Below are 17976 nucleotides of genomic sequence, written 5' to 3'. Positions count from 1 at the left end.
CTAAAAAAGCCGGGGCACTTTGGCCCCGACTTTTTTAGTATTATGTAATTATCCACTATCGCGTTACGGGGTGTGGGGTCCGCGACCCCACGACTTCAAATTCCTCCAAGCCTTCCCGTCCGCTTCTCATTCAGCAAACTGATGATCGTTGCCGAAGTTTCTTCGATCGAACGACGGGTCACATCGATCACCGGCCAGCCCTTGCGCTCGAACAGCCTGCGCGCGGCGATAATCTCCTGCCGTACCGCTTCGGTATCCGTATAAGAAGAGGGGCGATCGTCATTCAGGGTCAGCAGGCGGTTTTTGCGGATCGAGATCAACCGTTCCGGAGACGCGATCAGGCCTACCACCAGCGGGATATTCATATCGTCCAGTTCCTCTGGCAAACCCCGGCCCGGCACCAGCGGAATATTGGCCGCCTTGATGCCGCGGTGCGCCAGGTAGATGCAGGTCGGCGTCTTCGAGGTCCGGCTGACCCCCACCAGGACGACATCGGCATTCTTCACCCGGTCGGCCGCCGCGCCATCATCATGGGCAATGGCGTAGTTCAGTGCCTCTATGCGCTCGAAATATTCATTGTCGAGATTATGCTGGGCACCGACGCGCTTGGAAACCGCCGCGCCGAGATGCCGCGAGAACGCCACGACCAATGGATCCAGTACGCCGATCGCCGGCATATCCAGTTCGCGGCAACGCGCCTCCAAGGTCGTCCGCAATTCCATATCAACCATGGTATGCAGCACGATGCCCGGAAAACTCTCGATTTCCACAAGCGCGCGTTCCAACTGCTTTTCCGAGCGGATCAGTACATAGATATGCTCGATCGGCAGGATGCCTTCAAAGCGCGCCGCCGCCGCCTTGGCCAGGGCGTTCAGGGTTTCGCCGGTCGAATCCGATACCAGGTGGACGTGGAAATAGCTGCCGATCTTGGCCGAGGGGGAGGACATGCAAAGCCTGTAAAATTAAATCTGTGTGCCGAACTGGGGATAAGGCGGCTGTATAAGTCGGGATCTGTCGTGGACAATCATCCGATAATTCGCAAATCACCGCAAGGGCAGGGGAAAGCGTGCAAAACCGGCGCATTTACCCGATGCTTATCGACTCTCACCCGTTCTGTATGAATTTCTTATGGCTCTCTGTGCGTAAGTTAATTCTTCATTAACCATTCACACGAACGCGCTTTATCGGGTTAAGAATTTTTTAAGCAATACTAATATTTGGTTAATTATCCAAGTCATTCACAGGGCTGTTAATGAAGCATTAACCATTCCGGATGGCATGTGAAAAACCCGTGAATCCGGCGAAATCTGCGACACTTTTGCGCACTGTCCCCGGCCCTATAACCTTCTACAAACTCTTTTCTTTTTATTTAGATTAGGGCTAAGGGAAGGTCGGTTTCACACAGGTTGACTCATGGCTCTCGCTCAGGCACCCATACATTCATCGGTTTTGGCGGTTCTCAATGGCCAAACGCTTAAGGTGCCTCCGGTATGGTTCATGCGACAAGCCGGACGGTATCTGCCGGAATACCGGGAACTGCGGGCGACGACCAAAGGGTTCGTTGATTTTTGCCTGACGCCGGAGAAGGCGGCTGAGGCCACTTTGCAACCGATCAGGCGTTATGGTTTCGACGCGGCCATTCTCTTTTCAGACATTCTGATGATCCCTCTGGCCTTGGGTCAGTATCTGACCTTTGCGGCTGGCGAGGGACCCGTACTTGGGGAGCTACCGGCGCTGGACACCATGCGGGAAAAAGCAGGCTCTGCTGGTGAGGCTCTGAAGAATGTCGGTGAAACGGTTGCCCGCGTCAAAGCCGAACTTTCGCCCGAGACAACGCTGATCGGTTTCTGCGGCGGACCGTGGACGGTGATAACCTATATGCTGAACGGCAAGAAGGCCCACGATCGCAGTCTCATCCGGGCTTTCGTTTATGATGATTACCAGAAAGTGCTCGATCTGACGGATATCGTCATCGAAGCCTCGGCGCAGTATCTGAAGATGCAGGCTGATAATGGCGCACAGGTTCTGAAAATCTTCGAAAGCTGGGCGGAAGGTTTCCCTGATCCCTATTTCGACAGCCTGATCATCCAGCCGCACATTCGCCTGATCCAGCGGGTGAGGGAACTGGGCGTCACCCTGCCAATTATAGGTTTTCCGCGTGGCGCCGAAGCCCGCTGTCATGATTATGCCGACCAGGTGCCGGTGCAGGGCATGGGGCTCGGTACGGCCACGCCGATGAAGCTCGGCGTCGAGTTACAGAAAAAAGTGCCAATCCAGGGCGCGCTCGATCCGGTGGTCCTGCGGTCCGGCGGCCTAGCACTGGATAAAGCCATCGACCTGATTTTGCAAAGCTGGGGGCAGGGGGCCTTGATCTTCAATCTGGGCCACGGCATCTTTCCGGATACGCCCATGGCTCATGTCGAGCAGGCGCTCAAGCGGATCAGAGCTTAAATGAAGCACTCAAGCAGCGGAGCGATAGTGCAAACAAAAAGAGTCGCGGTATTGTTGTTCAATCTCGGTGGCCCGAAAAACCCCGAAGATGTGCAGGGGTTTCTCTATAATCTCTTTGCCGACAAGAACATTATCAATCTGCCATTCGGTATCAGGCAGGGCGTGGCCTCGCTGATTTCCAGCCGGCGCGCACCCTCAGCCAAAAAGAACTATGCCCATATGGGCGGCGGCTCGCCGATCCTGAAGGAAACGCAAGCGCAAGCAGAGGCGCTGGAAGCCTATATCGCCGCCAATACCAAGGGTATTGAGGCCAAGGTCTTTATCGGTATGCGCTACTGGCATCCGTTTGTTGAAGACACAGTGCGGGAAATCGACGCCTGGGTGCCGGACGAGATTGTGCTCCTGCCGCTCTATCCGCAATTTTCCTCGACCACGACCCTGTCCTCTTTTCAGGCTTTCCAGAAGGCTTATGCCGGCAAGGCCAGGGTGACATCGGTCTGTTGTTATTCGGACAATGCCCATTTCATCAAGGCGCATGTCGATGCCATTCAGGAAAAGATCGGGACACTGAAACAGCCGGGGCATTACCGCCTGCTGTTCTCGGCACATGGCTTGCCTGAAAGCATTATCGCGCGCGGTGATCCCTATCAGGAGCAGGTTGAATCCTGCGTGGCGAAGATCATGACAGGGCTCGGCAATCCGATCGAGCACAGCATCTGTTATCAGAGTCGTGTTGGGCCGATGAAATGGATCGGGCCGTCGACCGATGCCACGATCCAGAAGGCCGGCGCGGACGGCAAGTCGGTCATACTGGTGCCGATCGCCTTTGTCTCAGAGCATATCGAAACGCTGGTGGAACTGGATATCGAATACGCCCATCTGGCGGCGGCATCGGGGGTGAAAGACTACATCCGCCTGCCGGCCCTGGGGGTGAATGCCAGCTATATCAAGGCACTGAACGATGAGGTGCTGAAAGCCATCGGTTCCGGTGACCGCGTGGTGGGTGATCATAACTGCGGCAAGTGTCACAGCTTCTGTCCGAAAAGAGGTGCTGCGTGAACTGGTATGATTTTTTCAGGGGCCTGCATATCCTGGCGGTAATTGCCTGGATGGCCGGTCTTCTCTATCTGCCGCGGCTATTCATCTACCATATCAAGAACGCCGAAGTGACGGCAGTGACAGATGTCTTCAAGGTGATGGAGCGCAATCTGCTGCGCCTGATCATGAACCCGGCCATGATCGCGGTCTGGCTGTTCGGCACCTGCCTGATCGTCTATCATGTCCGTTTCATGGAAGGCTGGAAGTTCTTTTGGGAGCCGTGGTTCGTGGTCAAGGAACTGGGGATTTTGGGGATCACGGGCTATCACCATTTCCTGGCGGTGCGGTTCAAGAAGCTGCAACGCGGTGAGCCGATCGGGACCGAAAGTTTCTGGCGCAAGATGAATGAGGTGCCGTTTGTACTCGCCATCATCATGGTGCTGGCGGTGACCTTGCAGTTCTGGCAAATTTGATCATTTAAGACAGATGTGGGGGTTTAGTGATGCGAGAGTATAGCTCTTGCGAGCTATGGGACCCCACGCCCCATAAGGATTAACTTGACGATCGGCCGTGTTGGTGTAGTTATCGCAACCGACCTAAGCTGTTTTGACAGCCGTCCTGATGGCGCCACGTTCTGTGGAACAGCCACTTCATTTGACATTTATAAGCCTTTTCAAGTGTTTAGCTAAAATGGGCTGGGGATATCATCGCAATAGCTCAAGGCATAAGTCTTGGCTTTACCTTGCGCGTATCCTGTTCCTGACGAAGAGAATACCATGACCGACGATACTGAAACCCCAGAAATCGAAAACAGAAACGAAATTCAGGCCGAAGATAACCTGACGGATGACACGCTCGACGCCGACCTCGAAACGGACGAGGGTGAAGAGGAAGAAGTCGAAGGCTCGATGGCCGGTCAGAAGATGTCACTTCAGACCCTGAAGGACAAATCATCGACCGACCTGCTGACTTTCGCCGAATCCTTGGGCGTCGAAAATGCTTCCAATATGCGCAAGCAGGACATGCTCTTCGCCGTGCTCAAGGCACTGGCCGAAGAGGGCGTCGAAATCACCGGCTCCGGCGTGATGGAAGTGCTCCAGGATGGCTTCGGCTTCCTGCGCTCACCAGAAGCCAACTACCTGCCGGGCCCGGACGACATCTATGTCTCGCCGCAGCAGATCCGCCGCCATGGTCTGCGCACCGGTGATACGGTCGAAGGGCCGATCCGCTCGCCGCGCGAAGGCGAACGTTATTTCGCTCTGCTCAAGATCCAGACGATCAATTTCGAAGACCCGGAAAATATCCGCCACAAAGTCCATTTCGACAACCTGACGCCGCTCTATCCGGATCAGCGTCTGTGGATGGAGATCGAAGACCCGACCCTGAAAGATCGCTCCGGCCGCATCATCGATATCGTGGCGCCGCTCGGCAAGGGCCAGCGCTGCCTGATCGTTGCGCCGCCGCGCGTCGGTAAGACGGTCATGCTGCAAAATATTGCCAAGTCGGTCGCCGCCAATCACCCGGATTGCTACCTGATCGTCCTGCTGATCGACGAACGCCCGGAAGAAGTGACAGACATGCAGCGCACTGTGCGCGGTGAAGTCATTTCCTCGACCTTCGATGAGCCGGCGACACGCCACGTCCAGGTCGCTGAAATGGTCATCGAAAAGGCCAAGCGCCTGGTCGAACACAAGCGCGATGTCGTCATTCTGCTCGACTCGATCACGCGTCTCGGCCGCGCCTACAACACGGTTGTCCCGTCATCTGGCAAGGTGCTGACCGGCGGTGTCGACGCCAATGCCCTGCAACGCCCGAAGCGCTTCTTCGGCGCCGCGCGTAATATCGAAGAAGGCGGTTCGCTGACCATTATCGCCACGGCGCTGATCGATACCGGCTCACGCATGGATGAAGTCATCTTCGAAGAATTCAAGGGCACCGGTAACTCGGAAATCGTGCTCGACCGCAAGGTTGCCGACAAGCGCGTCTTCCCGGCCATGGATATTCTGAAGTCCGGCACGCGTAAGGAAGAACTGCTCACCGACAAGGTCAACCTGCAAAAGACCTATGTGCTGCGCCGTATTCTCAATCCGATGGGCGCTCAGGACGCGATCGAGTTCCTGAGCGACAAACTGCGCCAGACGAAGAACAACGCCGAGTTCTTCCAGTCGATGAACACATAATAGCACTCGTTCGCCGTGAGGCTCCTCGCAAAGGCTCGGGCGCACGGTCGTGCTTGCCAAACACTAAGTGTTTGGTGGTCTGATGGACCACTAGCTCTTGTCAACCCGGTATGAGAGGATCATATCGGGTTGATTCGTTTTATATTCCGTTCTGGAGATCATCATGAAGGTCACGGTCAATGTCGAATGCACACCGGAAGAGGCCCGCACCTTTCTTGGGCTGCCCGACGTTCAGCCGCTGAACGACTACATGATGAATGCTATGCAGGAACGCCTGGCGCAGAATATCCACTCCATGCAGCCGGAAGAGATGCTGAAAAACTGGTCGAGTCTGGGTGTAACGGCGCAGGATCAGTTCTTTAAACTGATGCAGTCGGCGGCCCAGGCCAGCCTCAAACCTTTCAGCACTGGCAAATAGTATTAAGGAAGTGTTTCACGTGAAACACACGATTTTCGCTCTGGCCTCCGCGCAGGGCCGGGCAGGGGTGTCGATCATCCGCCTCTCCGGCGACAAAGCGCTCTGGGCCATTCAACAATTTACACCCAAGATTCTGACGCCGCGTATGGCAACCTATACTCCGCTCGTCTGGCTGGGTGAGGTGATCGATGAGGCTGTGGTGGTCTGGTTTAAGGCACCACATAGCTTCACTGGTGAAGATTGTGTAGAACTGCACGTCCATGGCTCGAAAGCCATTCTCGATCGCTTGTATCTCATCCTGACCGAACTGGGTTTGCAACTGGCGACACCGGGTGAATTCTCCCGGCGCGCGCTGGTGCACAGCAAGCTGGACCTGACCCAGGCTGAGGCTATCGCCGATCTGGTCGATGCCGAATCCGAGGCGCAGCGACGGCAGGCCCTGACCCAATTGGGTGGGGGACTGAAACAGCAGTATGAAAACTGGCGCTCCGAGCTAATCGATATTCTGGCGCGGCTGGAGGTCTATATCGATTTCCCGGATGAAGACCTGCCAGCGGAACTATCGGCGTCTATCCTTGGACGTATCCATGCTTTGGAAGACAGGCTGACAACGGCCATTGCTGACTCGCATCGTGGTCGGCAAATTCGTGAGGGCTATCGCATTGTTATTCTAGGTGAACCGAATGCCGGTAAGTCCAGCCTGTTCAATGCCCTGCTGAAAGCCGAAGCCGCGATTGTCACGCCGATTGCCGGCACGACGCGCGACATCATCGAAGCCCAACTGCGTATCGGGCCGTATTCCGTTTTGCTTTATGATACGGCGGGCCTGCGCGAGACCGATGAAGTGGTCGAGGCCGAGGGCATCCGCCGGGCGAGAGCTAAGGCGGATGAAGCCGACCTTCGTATCTGGGTCATCGACTCGACCACACCTGCCTTGCCGGAGGATTTCCGCGACGGCGATCTGATGGTCTTCAATAAGATTGACGAGGCGGAGGCGCACGAACGTGAGGCCGTCGCCGCTTTGCGTGTTTCACGTGAAACATCGGTTTTTGCTGTCAGTGTGGCGCTGGGCGAGGGGGTGACTGAGCTGGTCGCTGCTGTAGAACAGATTGTCGGAGCACAACTCTCCGCCCAAACCTTCCCGGCGGCGACACGTCTGCGCCATATCGAACGGCTGACGGAAGCCCGTGATCAACTGGGCATGGCATCGCGGTCCAATCTGGCTATTCCTGAATTGGCGGCGGAAAATGTGCGCTCAGCCATTAACAGCTTCGAGCAGTTGTTTGGCCGCTATGATGTCGAGGGCGTACTGGATGTGATCTTTTCCAATTTCTGCATCGGCAAATAGAATCGACCGGCCTGGCCTTATCTGCTATAGGCCGCGTCTCCTTTTGAAAGTTTGCCTATGTCTGAACCCAAAACACTCTGGGACGTTATTGTCGTTGGCGGTGGTCACGCCGGTTGCGAGGCCGCGACCGCTTCCGCGCGCATGGGCGCCAAAACACTTTTGCTGACCCATCGCAAGGACACGCTCGGTGAGATGTCGTGTAATCCGGCCATTGGCGGACTGGGCAAAGGTCACCTGGTGCGTGAGATCGATGCGCTTGACGGCATTATGGGGCGCATGGCTGATATCGGTGGAATGCAGTTCAAGGTTCTGAACAAGTCCAAAGGCCCGGCCGTGCGCGGGCCGCGCGCCCAGATCGACCGCAAGCTTTATAGGGAAGCGGTGCAGGCCGAACTTTTCCAGACGCCAAACCTGACCATTATTGAAGCGGCGGTCGAAGACCTGATTCTGGAAAAGGACGTTGTGACCGGCGTGACTGATGCTACCGGCCAGTCTTATATGGCGAAGGCCGTCGTACTCACAACGGGGACTTTTCTGCGTGGCGTCATCCATATCGGGGAAAAGCGTATGGCGGCCGGTCGCTGGGGCGATGCGCCGGCCAATGGCCTGGGCCAGCGCCTCTATGATCTGAAACTCGACATGGGCCGCCTGAAAACAGGTACGCCGGCGCGCCTCGATGGCAAGACGATCCACTGGGATCGTCTCGAACAGCAACTGGGCGATAATCCTATTCAGCCGTTCTCCATGCTGACGCCCACTATTGAGCGCGGCCAGATTGCCTGTGGCATCACCTATACCAACGAAAAAACCCACCAGATCATCGCCGACCGCCTGATGGAATCGGCGGTTTATGGTGGCCATCTATCCGGTCGCGGGCCGCGCTATTGCCCGTCGATCGAGGACAAGGTAGTCAAGTTTGCTGACAAGACCTCGCACCAGATCTTCCTGGAGCCAGAGGGTTATGACGACGACACGGTGTATCCGAACGGCATCTCGACCAGTGTTTCAGAAGAGACTCAAGAGGCCTTTATACGTACCATCGTCGGCCTCGAAGATGTGGTGATCAAGCGCTACGCCTATGCCATCGAATACGATTACGTTGATCCGCGCGAACTGCACCCGACACTGGAACTGAAATCTTTGCCGGGCCTGTTCCTGGCCGGCCAGATCAATGGCACGACCGGTTACGAAGAAGCTGGCGCGCAAGGCTTGATGGCGGGGATCAATGCGGCGGCGCGGGCAGGGGGGTATGCGCCGACCATCCTTGGCCGGGACCAAGCCTATATCGGCGTAATGATCGATGACCTGGTGACGCGCGGTGTAACCGAGCCCTATCGTATGTTCACCTCGCGGGCGGAATTTCGTCTGTCCTTGCGCGCTGATAATGCCGATCAGCGCCTGACCGATCGTGGTCTGGCCATCGGTGTCGTCGGTGATGCGCGCAAAACGGCCTGGCTGGAAAAGAAGGCGGCTTTGGAAGGCATTCGCACGCGGGCCGCCGAATTGGTGGCCACACCAAAGGAAGCGCTGGCGCAGGGCATTCAGGTCAACGGCGACGGCCAGCGGCGCAACGTCACGCAATTAATGGCCTATGATTCCTGCAATCGTGAGCGCCTGGAGACCCTCTGGCCTGAAATCAAGTCCTGGCCGGATGCCCTCTATGAGCAGGTAGAAATCGATGCCCTCTATGCCGGCTATATGCCGCGGCAAAAGGCTGAGATTGAGAGCTTCCGCAAGGATGAAAATCTCGCCCTGCCAGATGATATCGACTATATGTCGATCCTGGGCCTGTCGAATGAGGCACGGGAAAAGCTTAACCGCATCCGTCCGCAAACCCTGGGGCAGGCGGGACGTATCGAGGGTATGACGCAAGGTGCCCTGACGACGTTGTTGTTTTACGTTCGTAACCAGGCGAAGCTGACGGCATGACGCATATGACCCCGGACGAGATGTCCGCCAAACTGGTGTTTCACGTGAAACACGAGGCGGTCGCTGACCTGCAAAAATTTTATGATATTCTGGCCGCACAGAACGAAGTCATGAATCTTGTGGGGCCCGCCACCCTGCCGGACTATTGGTCGCGCCATGTGCTGGACAGCGCGCAATTGCTTGATCACCGCCCGGACGCCCGCACCTGGGCTGATCTTGGAGCCGGAGCGGGGTTTCCTGGTATCGTCATCAGTATTCTCCTGAAACATTCCGACGGTCCCGCTCCGCAGGTTTATCTGGTGGAATCCCTGACCAAGCGCTGCCGATTTCTGCAAAGTGTAGTCGATGATCTCGACCTGCCGGCGACGGTGATCAATGACCGCGCCGAGAAGGTGAAGCTGAAAGTGGATGTCGTCACAGCGCGGGCCGTCGCGCCCATGACCAGACTGCTCGGTTTTGCCGAAGGCTTTATCCACAAGGGCGCCGATGCGTGGTTTTTAAAGGGGGAAAACGTGGAAAGTGAACTGGCGGATGCTGGCAAAACGTGGACATTTGACGTAGAACAGATGGTGTCCGCCAGCGATACCCGCGGACGCGTGATCCATATCCGGAGGCTGCGTCGTGCCCGTTAATGCCCAAGATTTCGATAAGAAGGTTCGTGTTCTCGCCATAGCCAACCAAAAAGGCGGCGTGGGCAAGACCACGACGGCGATCAATCTGGGTACGGCCCTGGCGGCTATCGGACAGCGCGTTCTGCTGATCGATCTGGATCCCCAAGGAAATGCGTCGACGGGCCTCGGTGTGCCGAAAAAGCAGCGCGAAAACTCCCTTTATGATGTGATCGTCGATCGCCGGCCGATTGGTGATACGGCTGTTAGTACGGCGGTGCCGGGGCTTTGGTTGTTGCCATCCGACCCGGATCTGTCGGGTGTGGAGATCGAACTGGGCCAGGCCGAGCGCCGATCCTATCGGTTGCGGGATGCCCTCGATGGTCTGGATCAGGAAAAGCCGCCCTATGACTATATCCTCATCGATTGCCCTCCTTCGCTGAATCTGCTGACGGTCAACTCGATGAGCGCGGCCGACGCCGTGCTGGTGCCGCTGCAGTGTGAGTTTTTTGCGCTTGAGGGCCTCAGCCAGTTAATGCGCACCATCGACCTGGTGCGCGGCAGTCTGAACCCCAGGCTGAGCCTGCAAGGCATTGTCCTGACCATGTTCGACAAGCGCAATGCGTTGTCTGGCCATGTCGAGCGCGACGTGCGGTCGCACTTTGGCGAACTGGTCTATGAGACGGTGATACCGCGCAATGTACGGGTGTCCGAGGCGCCGTCCTTCGGCAAACCGGCCCTGATCTACGATATGAAATGTTCCGGCAGCCAGGCCTATATCAAGCTCGCCAAGGAACTGGTGGCCAGGGAACGTAAACGCCGCAAGCAAGCCGAAAAGATCCCGGCTTAAGTATCCGACAACAAGAAGAATAGATAGATGTCTGAAAAAAATAGAGGTTTGGGCCGAGGTCTGTCGGCATTGCTCGGTGATCAGGATACCAGCAGCCCGAAGACGGGGGCGGAGGCAACTGAGGCGCGTGGCGCCGAAGCGGTGAGGGGCCTTGAACAGCCGATCGAACTTCTGGTCCGTAATCCGGATCAGCCGCGTCGGACCTTTGTCGAATCCGACATTGATGAACTGGCGGCCTCTATCCGCGAAAAGGGCATTCTTCAGCCGATCCTGGTGCGTCCGGCGCCGGGTCAGGCCGGGCATTACCAGATTGTGGCCGGTGAACGCCGCTGGCGCGCGGCGCAAAAAGCCGGCCTGCATACAGTGCCGGTGATCATCCGTGAACTGGATGACCTCGACGTGCTGGAAATCGGCATTATCGAAAACGTCCAGCGCGCCGACCTGAACCCGATCGAAGAAGCGCGCGGCTACAAGGTCTTGCAGGATCGCTTCGGCCGCACCCAGGATGCCTTAGCGCAGGTGGTCGGCAAGTCGCGCCCGCATATCGCCAATACACTGCGTCTGCTGGCGCTGCCTGAAGGTGTTCAGGATCATGTGCTGCACGGTCGCCTGTCGGCCGGTCATGCCCGTGCGCTGATCACCTCCGAAAATGCCGACGCCCTGGCGGATGAGGTTATCGCCAAGGGATTGTCAGTGCGCCAGACCGAAGCCCTGGTGCGTGAAGAACAGGCCGGACCAAAGGCGCCGTCCGTGCCGAAAGCCCGACCGCAACAAAATGCCGACACCTTGTCACTCGAACAGGATTTGCAGGAAGCTTTGGGCCTGACAGTGAAGCTTGATGACCGCGGCGGCAGGGGCGAACTGCGTTTGAGCTATGCCAGCCTTGAACAGCTCGATGAGCTATGTCGTAAGCTTATGAAATAATTGATTATTTTGTAAGAACGGCGTCTCACGCGAATTTGGCGTCGAAAGTCGTACTCCGGGACGTCCTGGCGCGTCTCAGAGGCCCCGATTTCGGCCCGAATTTCAGCCCGAATTCCGGATAGCAAACCAGGCCCTGAGCCAGCCGACGGCCTCATCCGGATCGCCGCAGATACCTTCTACCACGCGCCGGCGGCGCATGGCCGAAGCCTGGCGATAGGTGATTTCGATCACGCCCAGGCTGATGGCCACGAAGCGCGCATCGAGCGGCACGTCGTAATGATCGCCCTGATGCCAGGCGCGGCGCAGCCCCAGACGCACGGCCATGATATGGAGTTCTTCTTCTTCATCGGCGATCATGTGCGACATCTTCATGCCGCGGAACTGGCCGATGGTGTAGCGATACATGTCGTCAATGTAAACGGTCATGCTCAGGCCGTGATTGAGCCGCCGGAAAGACAGGCTTTTTCGCGTCGGAGATTTTCGCGCGCCTGTATATCCAGAGGTTTGAACCGTTCGGTGATGAAGATGTCACCACGCGCGAGGGTTGGGTCGATAAACAGGCTCACTCGTCCCTGTCGCCAGGCCGCGTCTCCAATATGGGGCAGGTATTCCGCCATGACGCCCTGGGCATAGCTTAGATAAACCGGCCAGGGCTGGCCCAGTATGGCCATGTCGAGATCAAGCACCAGGTCGGTGTCGTGATCACCGCTTGGCTGATGAGCGGCGGTGGCGGTGATGATATCGGCCGCCCGGTTGAGGTGGTCGGGCGCGACAAGGTCCGCCAGTCTGTCCTTCAGCAAAGCGGCGCTGCGCTGTTCATTATCGCTGCGTGTCGGGTCATAGATGACATCGTGAAAGACAATGGCCAGGCGAGCCATGTCCGGATCGTTGAAATCAAGCCCGCCGGCGCCGTTCAGCATGGCGACGATATGCTTTTCCGTATGATAATGCCGGCCAGGCTGGCCATATCCGGCCTGCAATTCGGCCAGAAGTATGTCCGATAATACTGCCGATAGATTAAGCGCCTGCGCCAAATCGCGCCATTCGGCGGCGAAGGCTTCAGCGGCCGACATCAGGCGCCCGCCCTGGCCGCCCGTCCGGCGATTTGCAGGTAGAGCCGTTCAGCGATCAAAAGATCGGGCATACCGGTTGATTTGCACTGCTTGTCGGCATCGATCAGGTCGCGCGCCAGAGCGTCGAGCGCCGGAAAATTCCAGGTTCGCGCCTGACGGAGCATATCGTCCTCGTCTTTCCAGAATACGCCGGCATTGCGCGTAGCCTCCTTGGTGCCGAGACCCTTTTCCAGATAACTCTTCAACAATTTCAACTTGTTATATTGCAGGCTCAGGGCACGCATGGCATCGGCGCCGCCTTCACCTTCGGCAAAGGCGCGTCGCAGACCGGCTTGGGCCTGTTTCATGCGGCCGCCGAAAGCATCGGAGGCCGCCTTGAAAAGCGAGGCTTCCGGCTCGACGCCGAGAAATTCCTGAAGCTCAACCTCGTTTAGTGTCTTATGCGAACCGGGGCCGATAAACAGGATCAGGCGTTCGATTTCCTGCCGGGCGATGCCGCGTTCCTTGGGCAGGCGCTGGGCGAAGATATCCATGGCGGCATTGCTGAGGGAAACGCCGTCGGCCGCCAGGGCCTCGCGGGCCATGCGCACCACATCGCCGGTCTCGTCTTCGTAGCAGGCAATACTGACCAGGTTCTTGTCGGCGTCGGCCAGGCGGCGCAGGGCGGAATCGCTGCCTAAGCCGCCGGCTTCGATGACGATAAAGGCATCTTTGTTGAATTCGCCGGCGGCATGGGCTTTCAGAGTGGCCGCCACCGCCTTGTCCAGTGTGGTCTTTTCAGAGAAAAACTTAAGCCGGATCAGGCGCTTGCCGCCCATCAATGACAGGGATTGCAGTTCACCTTCGAGCAGGCCGCCATCGCCCTCGACATCCGTATCCGTCAGTAGCGAGACATTGAACGGATCGGTGATATCCGGAACGATTTTTTTCGCCAGCGCCGTACACCGCTCAATGACCTGGCTGCGATCCTTGCCATAGATCAGCGCGCCGACCACATGGGCTGGCGGCTTGCTGAAAAAGGCATCGATCTCAGCGCGCTTACTTAATTTCATTGGCTGGCGGCTGAGGTTTCCGCTTCGGATGACATGGCCGAAACGGCGGCATCGGCCGCGGCGGCATCAGCCGGCGTGACACCGGGCAGCATATCACCGTGGAAATACAGGGCCAGATCGTGCTGAATCTGCTGGGATATGGCTGTGGCGATGCGCTGCTGGGCGTTCTGCTGCGATATCACGCCGGTAAAGGGGGATCTCGATGTATCGTAGGTGACGGTTTCGCTGAACTGGTTCGTATACAACACCTTGCCGGTCGTCATATCCTTGAGCGTATAGGCGACGGCCGAGGTGATTTCCGACCGGGTCGAGGTGTCGTCGACCTTGTAACCCACGCCATAATGCCTTTCCTTCATGCCGATGGTCAGCAGGAAGGACTTGGGCGCGGTCTCATCTCCGCCCAGGCCATTGCGCAGATCCTGTTCGAGGAAATAGCCGGTGCGGGTTTGCGGTACCTCGATCGCTACCTGGGAGAGGCTGGCGGTCAGGCCGGTTTTGGCGTAAAGCGGCGCGAACCCGCAACCCGTCAGGCTGGCGGCGGATGCGGCCAGCACAGTACAGGCGGCGAGTATTCCAAGGACTTTACGCATTTCGTTATCCCACCACGAAGTTGAGAATCCGGTTCGGCACGATGATGATCTTGCGGATGGTTACACCTTCAAGATGACGCTTAACCCCTTCGTCCGCAAGCGCCATCTCGCGGATCTGCTCTTCCGGGGCGCCAACCGGGATCGAAATCTCGCCACGCTTCTTGCCATTGACCTGGACGGGCATGATGTAGGTGTCATCCTGGGCCAGGGCGGGATCAAATTTCGGCCAGGCGGCATTGGCGATTAGCCCTTCATGGCCGAGGCGCGTCCAGCATTCTTCGGCGAGGTGCGGGGTCACCGGCGCGATCAGGCCGGCCAGCAGGGTCAGGGCCTCGCGGCGGGCCTTTGAGCCGGTCTTTGCGATGTCGGAGTTGCGTATGGTGGTGACGAATTCGTACAATTTGGCGATGGCGGCGTTAAAGCGGAAGCTTTCAAAGCCTTCGGTGACGAATTTGACGGCCTTGTGCGCGGCTTTCAGCAGGTCGGCGGCGGCGGCTTCGTCCGTGCAGGCGATCTCGCCTTCCGGCAGGGTGTCGAACTGATCCCAGACGCGGTGAGTAAAGCGCCACGAGCCTTCGACCCCGGCTGTAGACCATTGCACGTCGCGCTCGGGCGGCGAGTCTGAAAGCACAAAAAGGCGAGCCGAATCAACGCCATAGGTATCGAAAATATCTTCCGGCGCCACGGTGTTCTTCTTCGATTTCGACATCTTTTCGATATCGCCGATCGAGAGCGTTTCGCCCGTGGAGACCTGCACGGCCTTGCGGACACCGCCCTCGGCACTGACCTCGACATCGGCGGGTTCAACCCACTGGCCGGCCGCGTTCTTATAGGTTTCGTGCGTCAGCATCCCCTGCGTAAAGAGCCCGGCGAAGGGTTCTTTCACGTCCAGATAGCCGCAATGATTCAGGGCGCGGGTGATGAAGCGGGCATAAAGCAGGTGAAGTACCGCGTGTTCGATGCCGCCGATATACTGATCGACCGGCAGCCAGTAATCGGCGGCTTGCTTGTTGATCGGGGTTGGCGATTTTGGATCGGTGAAGCGGGCGAAATACCATGAGGAATCGACGAAGGTGTCGAGCGTGTCGGTTTCGCGCGTCGCGTCCTTGCCGCAGTGCGGGCACTTCGTGTATTTCCAGGTCGGGTGGCGTTCCAGCGGATTGCCGGGAATATCGAAGGTGACGTCTTCCGGCAGAACCACCGGCAACTGGTCATCCGGAACGGGCACGACGCCGCATTCAGCGCAATGGATGACCGGGATCGGGCAGCCCCAGTAGCGCTGGCGTGAAACGCCCCAGTCGCGCAGACGAAAGACGGTGGCGCCTTCGCCAAGACCCATGGCCTCGATCTTTTCGATGGCGGCATCCTTGGCGGCTTCGATATCGAGACCATCGAGGAAGGCGGAGTTAAAGATATGACCCGGACCGGTATAGGCATCGTTGCCGACCTTGAAATCTTCCGGATTGGCGCCCTGCGGCAGCACCACTTCAGTGACGGACAGGTCATATTTGCGGGCGAAATCCAGGTCGCGCTGGTCATGCGCCGGGCAGCCGAAAATGGCGCCGGTGCCGTAATCCATCAGCACAAAATTGGCGACCCAGACATCGAGCGTGTCGCCCGGCTTGAACGGATGCTTGACCTTGATGCCGGTATTGAAGCCCAGCTTTTCGCCGGTATCGATCTCGGCCTGGGTGGTGCCGCCCTTGGCGATGGACTTGATAAAGGCGGCCAGTTCCGGATTGGCGGCGGCGGCTTCCTGTGCCAGCGGATGGTCGGCAGCGATGGCAATAAACGAGGCGCCGAACAAGGTATCCGGGCGTGTTGTATAGACCTCTACGCCTCCATTTTCCGTTGCGCTACCGCTTCGCTGCTTGAGCGCGGCCTTATCCGCAAAAGGAAAGGTCATTTTCAGGCCGCGTGACTTGCCGATCCAGTTGGACTGCATCAGCCGCACCTTTTCCGGCCAGCGCTCCAGCTCGGTCAGGCCCTCGATCAGGTCATCGGCGAAGCGGGTGATACGCATGAACCACTGGGTCAGCTTCTTCTTCTCGACCACGGCACCGGAGCGCCAGCCCTTGCCATCGATCACCTGCTCATTGGCCAGAACGGTCATGTCCACCGGATCCCAGTTCACCTGGCTTTCGCGGCGATAGACGAGATCGTTCTTCAGCAGGGTATTGAACCACTTCTGCTGCTGGCCGTAATAGGCCGGGTCGCAGGTGGCGAATTCGCGCGACCAGTCGATAGACAGGCCCAGGCGCTTCAGCTCACCGCGCATATTGGCGATATTGTCATAGGTCCAGCCGCGCGGATGGATCTTGCGCTCCATGGCAGCGTTTTCGGCCGGCATCCCGAAGGCGTCCCAGCCCATCGGGTGCAGCACATTGAAGCCGCGCGCCCGCTTGAAGCGCGCTACCAGATCGCCCATGGCATAGTTGCGCACATGGCCCATATGGATGCGGCCGGAGGGGTAGGGGAACATCTCCAGCACGTAATATTTGGGCTTGTCGGCATCCTGACGGGTCAGGAACACATTGGCGTCGTCCCAGCGCTGCAACTGGCGGGGTTCGGTCTCTTTGGGATTATAACGGGCCATAAATCTTTGTGCGGAATCTGCGAAAATAAGGGATGGCTGCTTATACGGCGCGTTGCGACGCAAGACCATAAAAAAAGCCGTTGTGGGATAACCACAACGGTTTTTTCAGGATTACCGTGTTGCCTAGTTTTTGACGTTCGACAGGCGCAGTTCGCGGGCGCGGGTCAGGATGGCGTTTTCGATGTCGAGCTGTGTCTGCTGCGATACGTCAGCCGGCACCCAGCGATCGCCGGCGCGGACTTCCTTTTGGATCGAGACATTCAGCGCATCGGCGCGCAGGCGCGAATCCAGGATGAAGATGGTGACCTTGAAGTGCTCGTCCGGGGTTTGCGGATTGGCGTACCAGTCGGTGATGATCACGCCGCCCCACGGATCGGCCGAGGTCAGGGGCATAAAGGAAATGGTGTCGAGCGAGGCGCGCCACAGATAGGCATTGACGCCGATGCCGGCCTGTTCCGTATTCGCGGATTCCTTCTTGCCGCCGCCAAACAGGTGACCCAGATCAATCTTGCTTTCTTCCGTCGGCGCGGTGGTATTGGCGGAAGCCGTGCCGCCCTTGGTGCCCAGGCTGGCGCAGGCGCTGAAGGACAGGCATACGCCCAAAGCAGCGAGAGCCAGGCCGAAACGCTTCGGGGCCGATTTCCGCATAATCGTCATAGACTGATCACTCCGCATGATTTGAATTCGCGCGGCTAAGCAGCCGGAATTCCTAGATTTATTGGCCCCAATTGCCGGTATTTAGCCAGCGACCCGGCCCTCTATAGCATGGAGGCCCTGGGGTATGACAAGGGGTAGCATCACAAGTTTGTTAACTCTACAGCAAATAAGGGCGGATGTGGGGCAAAGCGAAAAAGCTTACCGGCTCTTTTGCGTCAGGGCTGCAATGTTACCCTGTTGTTTATTCCGCGTTTACTATCCG

General features: G+C 57.8%; 17 protein-coding genes. 10 read left to right on the top strand and 7 right to left on the bottom strand.

Going from position 1 to position 17976, the window contains the following annotated elements; all coding sequences use genetic code 11:
• Positions 1–95: 95 nt before the first annotated feature.
• Positions 96–947: a pyruvate, water dikinase regulatory protein gene (locus ACTHND_RS15805; protein ID WP_440178921.1), complete on the bottom strand. Its 852-nt coding sequence runs from the start codon at positions 945–947 to the stop codon at positions 96–98.
• 466 nt (positions 948–1413) lie between these two features.
• On the opposite strand from ACTHND_RS15805, the gene hemE reads away from it, so the two are divergent.
• From hemE to ACTHND_RS15755, 10 genes are all read left to right on the top strand, one after another.
• The gene (gene hemE / locus ACTHND_RS15800; RefSeq protein WP_440178920.1) at positions 1414–2451 is read left to right on the top strand and encodes a uroporphyrinogen decarboxylase; all 1038 of its coding nucleotides are present in this window, start codon (positions 1414–1416) and stop codon (positions 2449–2451) included.
• Positions 2452–3510 carry a ferrochelatase gene (gene hemH / locus ACTHND_RS15795; RefSeq protein ID WP_440178919.1) on the top strand — a complete coding sequence of 353 codons (1059 nt, stop codon included), beginning with the start codon at positions 2452–2454 and terminating at the stop codon, positions 3508–3510.
• Positions 3507–3962 (top strand): CopD family protein, encoded by a 456-nt coding sequence (locus ACTHND_RS15790; RefSeq protein WP_440178917.1) that lies wholly within the window; start codon positions 3507–3509, stop codon positions 3960–3962. Before hemH ends, ACTHND_RS15790 begins: the two co-directional genes overlap by 4 nt.
• Positions 3963–4265: 303 nt before the next feature.
• A complete protein-coding gene (rho, locus tag ACTHND_RS15785) occupies positions 4266–5669 on the top strand; it encodes a transcription termination factor Rho (RefSeq protein ID WP_440178915.1) in 1404 nt (467 codons plus the stop codon).
• A gap of 163 nt (positions 5670–5832) precedes the next feature.
• Positions 5833–6087, top strand: coding sequence for a DUF6489 family protein (locus ACTHND_RS15780; protein ID WP_440178914.1), 255 nt, complete (start codon positions 5833–5835; stop codon positions 6085–6087).
• Positions 6088–6106: 19 nt separating this feature from the next.
• Positions 6107–7435, top strand: a complete 1329-nt coding sequence (gene mnmE / locus ACTHND_RS15775) for a tRNA uridine-5-carboxymethylaminomethyl(34) synthesis GTPase MnmE (protein ID WP_440178913.1) — start codon at positions 6107–6109, stop codon at positions 7433–7435.
• 57 nt (positions 7436–7492) lie between these two features.
• Positions 7493–9364 carry a tRNA uridine-5-carboxymethylaminomethyl(34) synthesis enzyme MnmG gene (mnmG, locus tag ACTHND_RS15770; RefSeq protein WP_440178912.1) on the top strand — a complete coding sequence of 624 codons (1872 nt, stop codon included), beginning with the start codon at positions 7493–7495 and terminating at the stop codon, positions 9362–9364.
• Positions 9365–9369: 5 nt separating this feature from the next.
• Complete coding sequence (gene rsmG / locus ACTHND_RS15765; RefSeq protein WP_440178911.1) at positions 9370–9996, top strand: 16S rRNA (guanine(527)-N(7))-methyltransferase RsmG; 627 nt, start codon at positions 9370–9372, stop codon at positions 9994–9996.
• Positions 9986–10822 carry a ParA family protein gene (locus ACTHND_RS15760; protein ID WP_440178910.1) on the top strand — a complete coding sequence of 279 codons (837 nt, stop codon included), beginning with the start codon at positions 9986–9988 and terminating at the stop codon, positions 10820–10822. Before rsmG ends, ACTHND_RS15760 begins: the two co-directional genes overlap by 11 nt.
• Positions 10823–10849: 27 nt before the next feature.
• Positions 10850–11746 (top strand): ParB/RepB/Spo0J family partition protein, encoded by an 897-nt coding sequence (locus ACTHND_RS15755; RefSeq protein WP_440178909.1) that lies wholly within the window; start codon positions 10850–10852, stop codon positions 11744–11746.
• A gap of 102 nt (positions 11747–11848) precedes the next feature.
• On the opposite strand, the gene ACTHND_RS15750 is transcribed toward ACTHND_RS15755, so the two are convergent.
• From ACTHND_RS15750 to ACTHND_RS15725, 6 genes are all read right to left on the bottom strand, one after another.
• Complete coding sequence (locus ACTHND_RS15750) at positions 11849–12172, bottom strand: DUF4031 domain-containing protein (protein WP_440178908.1); 324 nt, start codon at positions 12170–12172, stop codon at positions 11849–11851.
• A 2-nt stretch (positions 12173–12174) separates the two neighbouring features.
• Positions 12175–12819: an HD domain-containing protein gene (locus ACTHND_RS15745; RefSeq protein WP_440178907.1), complete on the bottom strand. Its 645-nt coding sequence runs from the start codon at positions 12817–12819 to the stop codon at positions 12175–12177.
• Positions 12819–13871: a DNA polymerase III subunit delta gene (gene holA, locus ACTHND_RS15740; RefSeq protein ID WP_440178906.1), complete on the bottom strand. Its 1053-nt coding sequence runs from the start codon at positions 13869–13871 to the stop codon at positions 12819–12821. Before holA ends, ACTHND_RS15745 begins: the two co-directional genes overlap by 1 nt.
• A complete protein-coding gene (locus ACTHND_RS15735) occupies positions 13868–14461 on the bottom strand; it encodes a hypothetical protein (protein WP_440178905.1) in 594 nt (197 codons plus the stop codon). Before ACTHND_RS15735 ends, holA begins: the two co-directional genes overlap by 4 nt.
• Before the next feature lie 4 nt (positions 14462–14465).
• Positions 14466–17057: a leucine--tRNA ligase gene (leuS, locus tag ACTHND_RS15730; protein WP_440178904.1), complete on the bottom strand. Its 2592-nt coding sequence runs from the start codon at positions 17055–17057 to the stop codon at positions 14466–14468.
• Between the two features lie 123 nt (positions 17058–17180).
• Complete coding sequence (locus tag ACTHND_RS15725) at positions 17181–17714, bottom strand: DUF3576 domain-containing protein (protein WP_440178903.1); 534 nt, start codon at positions 17712–17714, stop codon at positions 17181–17183.
• Positions 17715–17976: the final 262 nt, after the last annotated feature.

It is taken from the genome of Asticcacaulis sp., assembly GCF_051954415.1.
Lineage (GTDB): Bacteria > Pseudomonadota > Alphaproteobacteria > Caulobacterales > Caulobacteraceae > Asticcacaulis.
Note: the sequence above shows the minus strand (reverse complement) of the source record. Positions and strands in the feature narration are given on the sequence as shown.

What these genes read in the sequence shown, in the direction of transcription:
- holA (WP_440178906.1), bottom strand. Translation starts at nt 13,871, where the DNA reads ATGAAATTAAGTAAGCGCGCTGAGATCGATGCCTTTTTCAGCAAGCCG.
- ACTHND_RS15750 (WP_440178908.1), bottom strand. Translation starts at nt 12,172, where the DNA reads ATGACCGTTTACATTGACGACATGTATCGCTACACCATCGGCCAGTTC.
- mnmG (WP_440178912.1), top strand. Translation starts at nt 7,493, where the DNA reads ATGTCTGAACCCAAAACACTCTGGGACGTTATTGTCGTTGGCGGTGGT.
- ACTHND_RS15755 (WP_440178909.1), top strand. Translation starts at nt 10,850, where the DNA reads ATGTCTGAAAAAAATAGAGGTTTGGGCCGAGGTCTGTCGGCATTGCTC.
- ACTHND_RS15805 (WP_440178921.1), bottom strand. Translation starts at nt 947, where the DNA reads ATGTCCTCCCCCTCGGCCAAGATCGGCAGCTATTTCCACGTCCACCTG.
- ACTHND_RS15780 (WP_440178914.1), top strand. Translation starts at nt 5,833, where the DNA reads ATGAAGGTCACGGTCAATGTCGAATGCACACCGGAAGAGGCCCGCACC.
- rsmG (WP_440178911.1), top strand. Translation starts at nt 9,370, where the DNA reads ATGACCCCGGACGAGATGTCCGCCAAACTGGTGTTTCACGTGAAACAC.
- hemE (WP_440178920.1), top strand. Translation starts at nt 1,414, where the DNA reads ATGGCTCTCGCTCAGGCACCCATACATTCATCGGTTTTGGCGGTTCTC.
- leuS (WP_440178904.1), bottom strand. Translation starts at nt 17,057, where the DNA reads ATGGCCCGTTATAATCCCAAAGAGACCGAACCCCGCCAGTTGCAGCGC.
- rho (WP_440178915.1), top strand. Translation starts at nt 4,266, where the DNA reads ATGACCGACGATACTGAAACCCCAGAAATCGAAAACAGAAACGAAATT.
- ACTHND_RS15745 (WP_440178907.1), bottom strand. Translation starts at nt 12,819, where the DNA reads ATGTCGGCCGCTGAAGCCTTCGCCGCCGAATGGCGCGATTTGGCGCAG.
- hemH (WP_440178919.1), top strand. Translation starts at nt 2,452, where the DNA reads ATGAAGCACTCAAGCAGCGGAGCGATAGTGCAAACAAAAAGAGTCGCG.
- ACTHND_RS15735 (WP_440178905.1), bottom strand. Translation starts at nt 14,461, where the DNA reads ATGCGTAAAGTCCTTGGAATACTCGCCGCCTGTACTGTGCTGGCCGCA.
- ACTHND_RS15725 (WP_440178903.1), bottom strand. Translation starts at nt 17,714, where the DNA reads ATGACGATTATGCGGAAATCGGCCCCGAAGCGTTTCGGCCTGGCTCTC.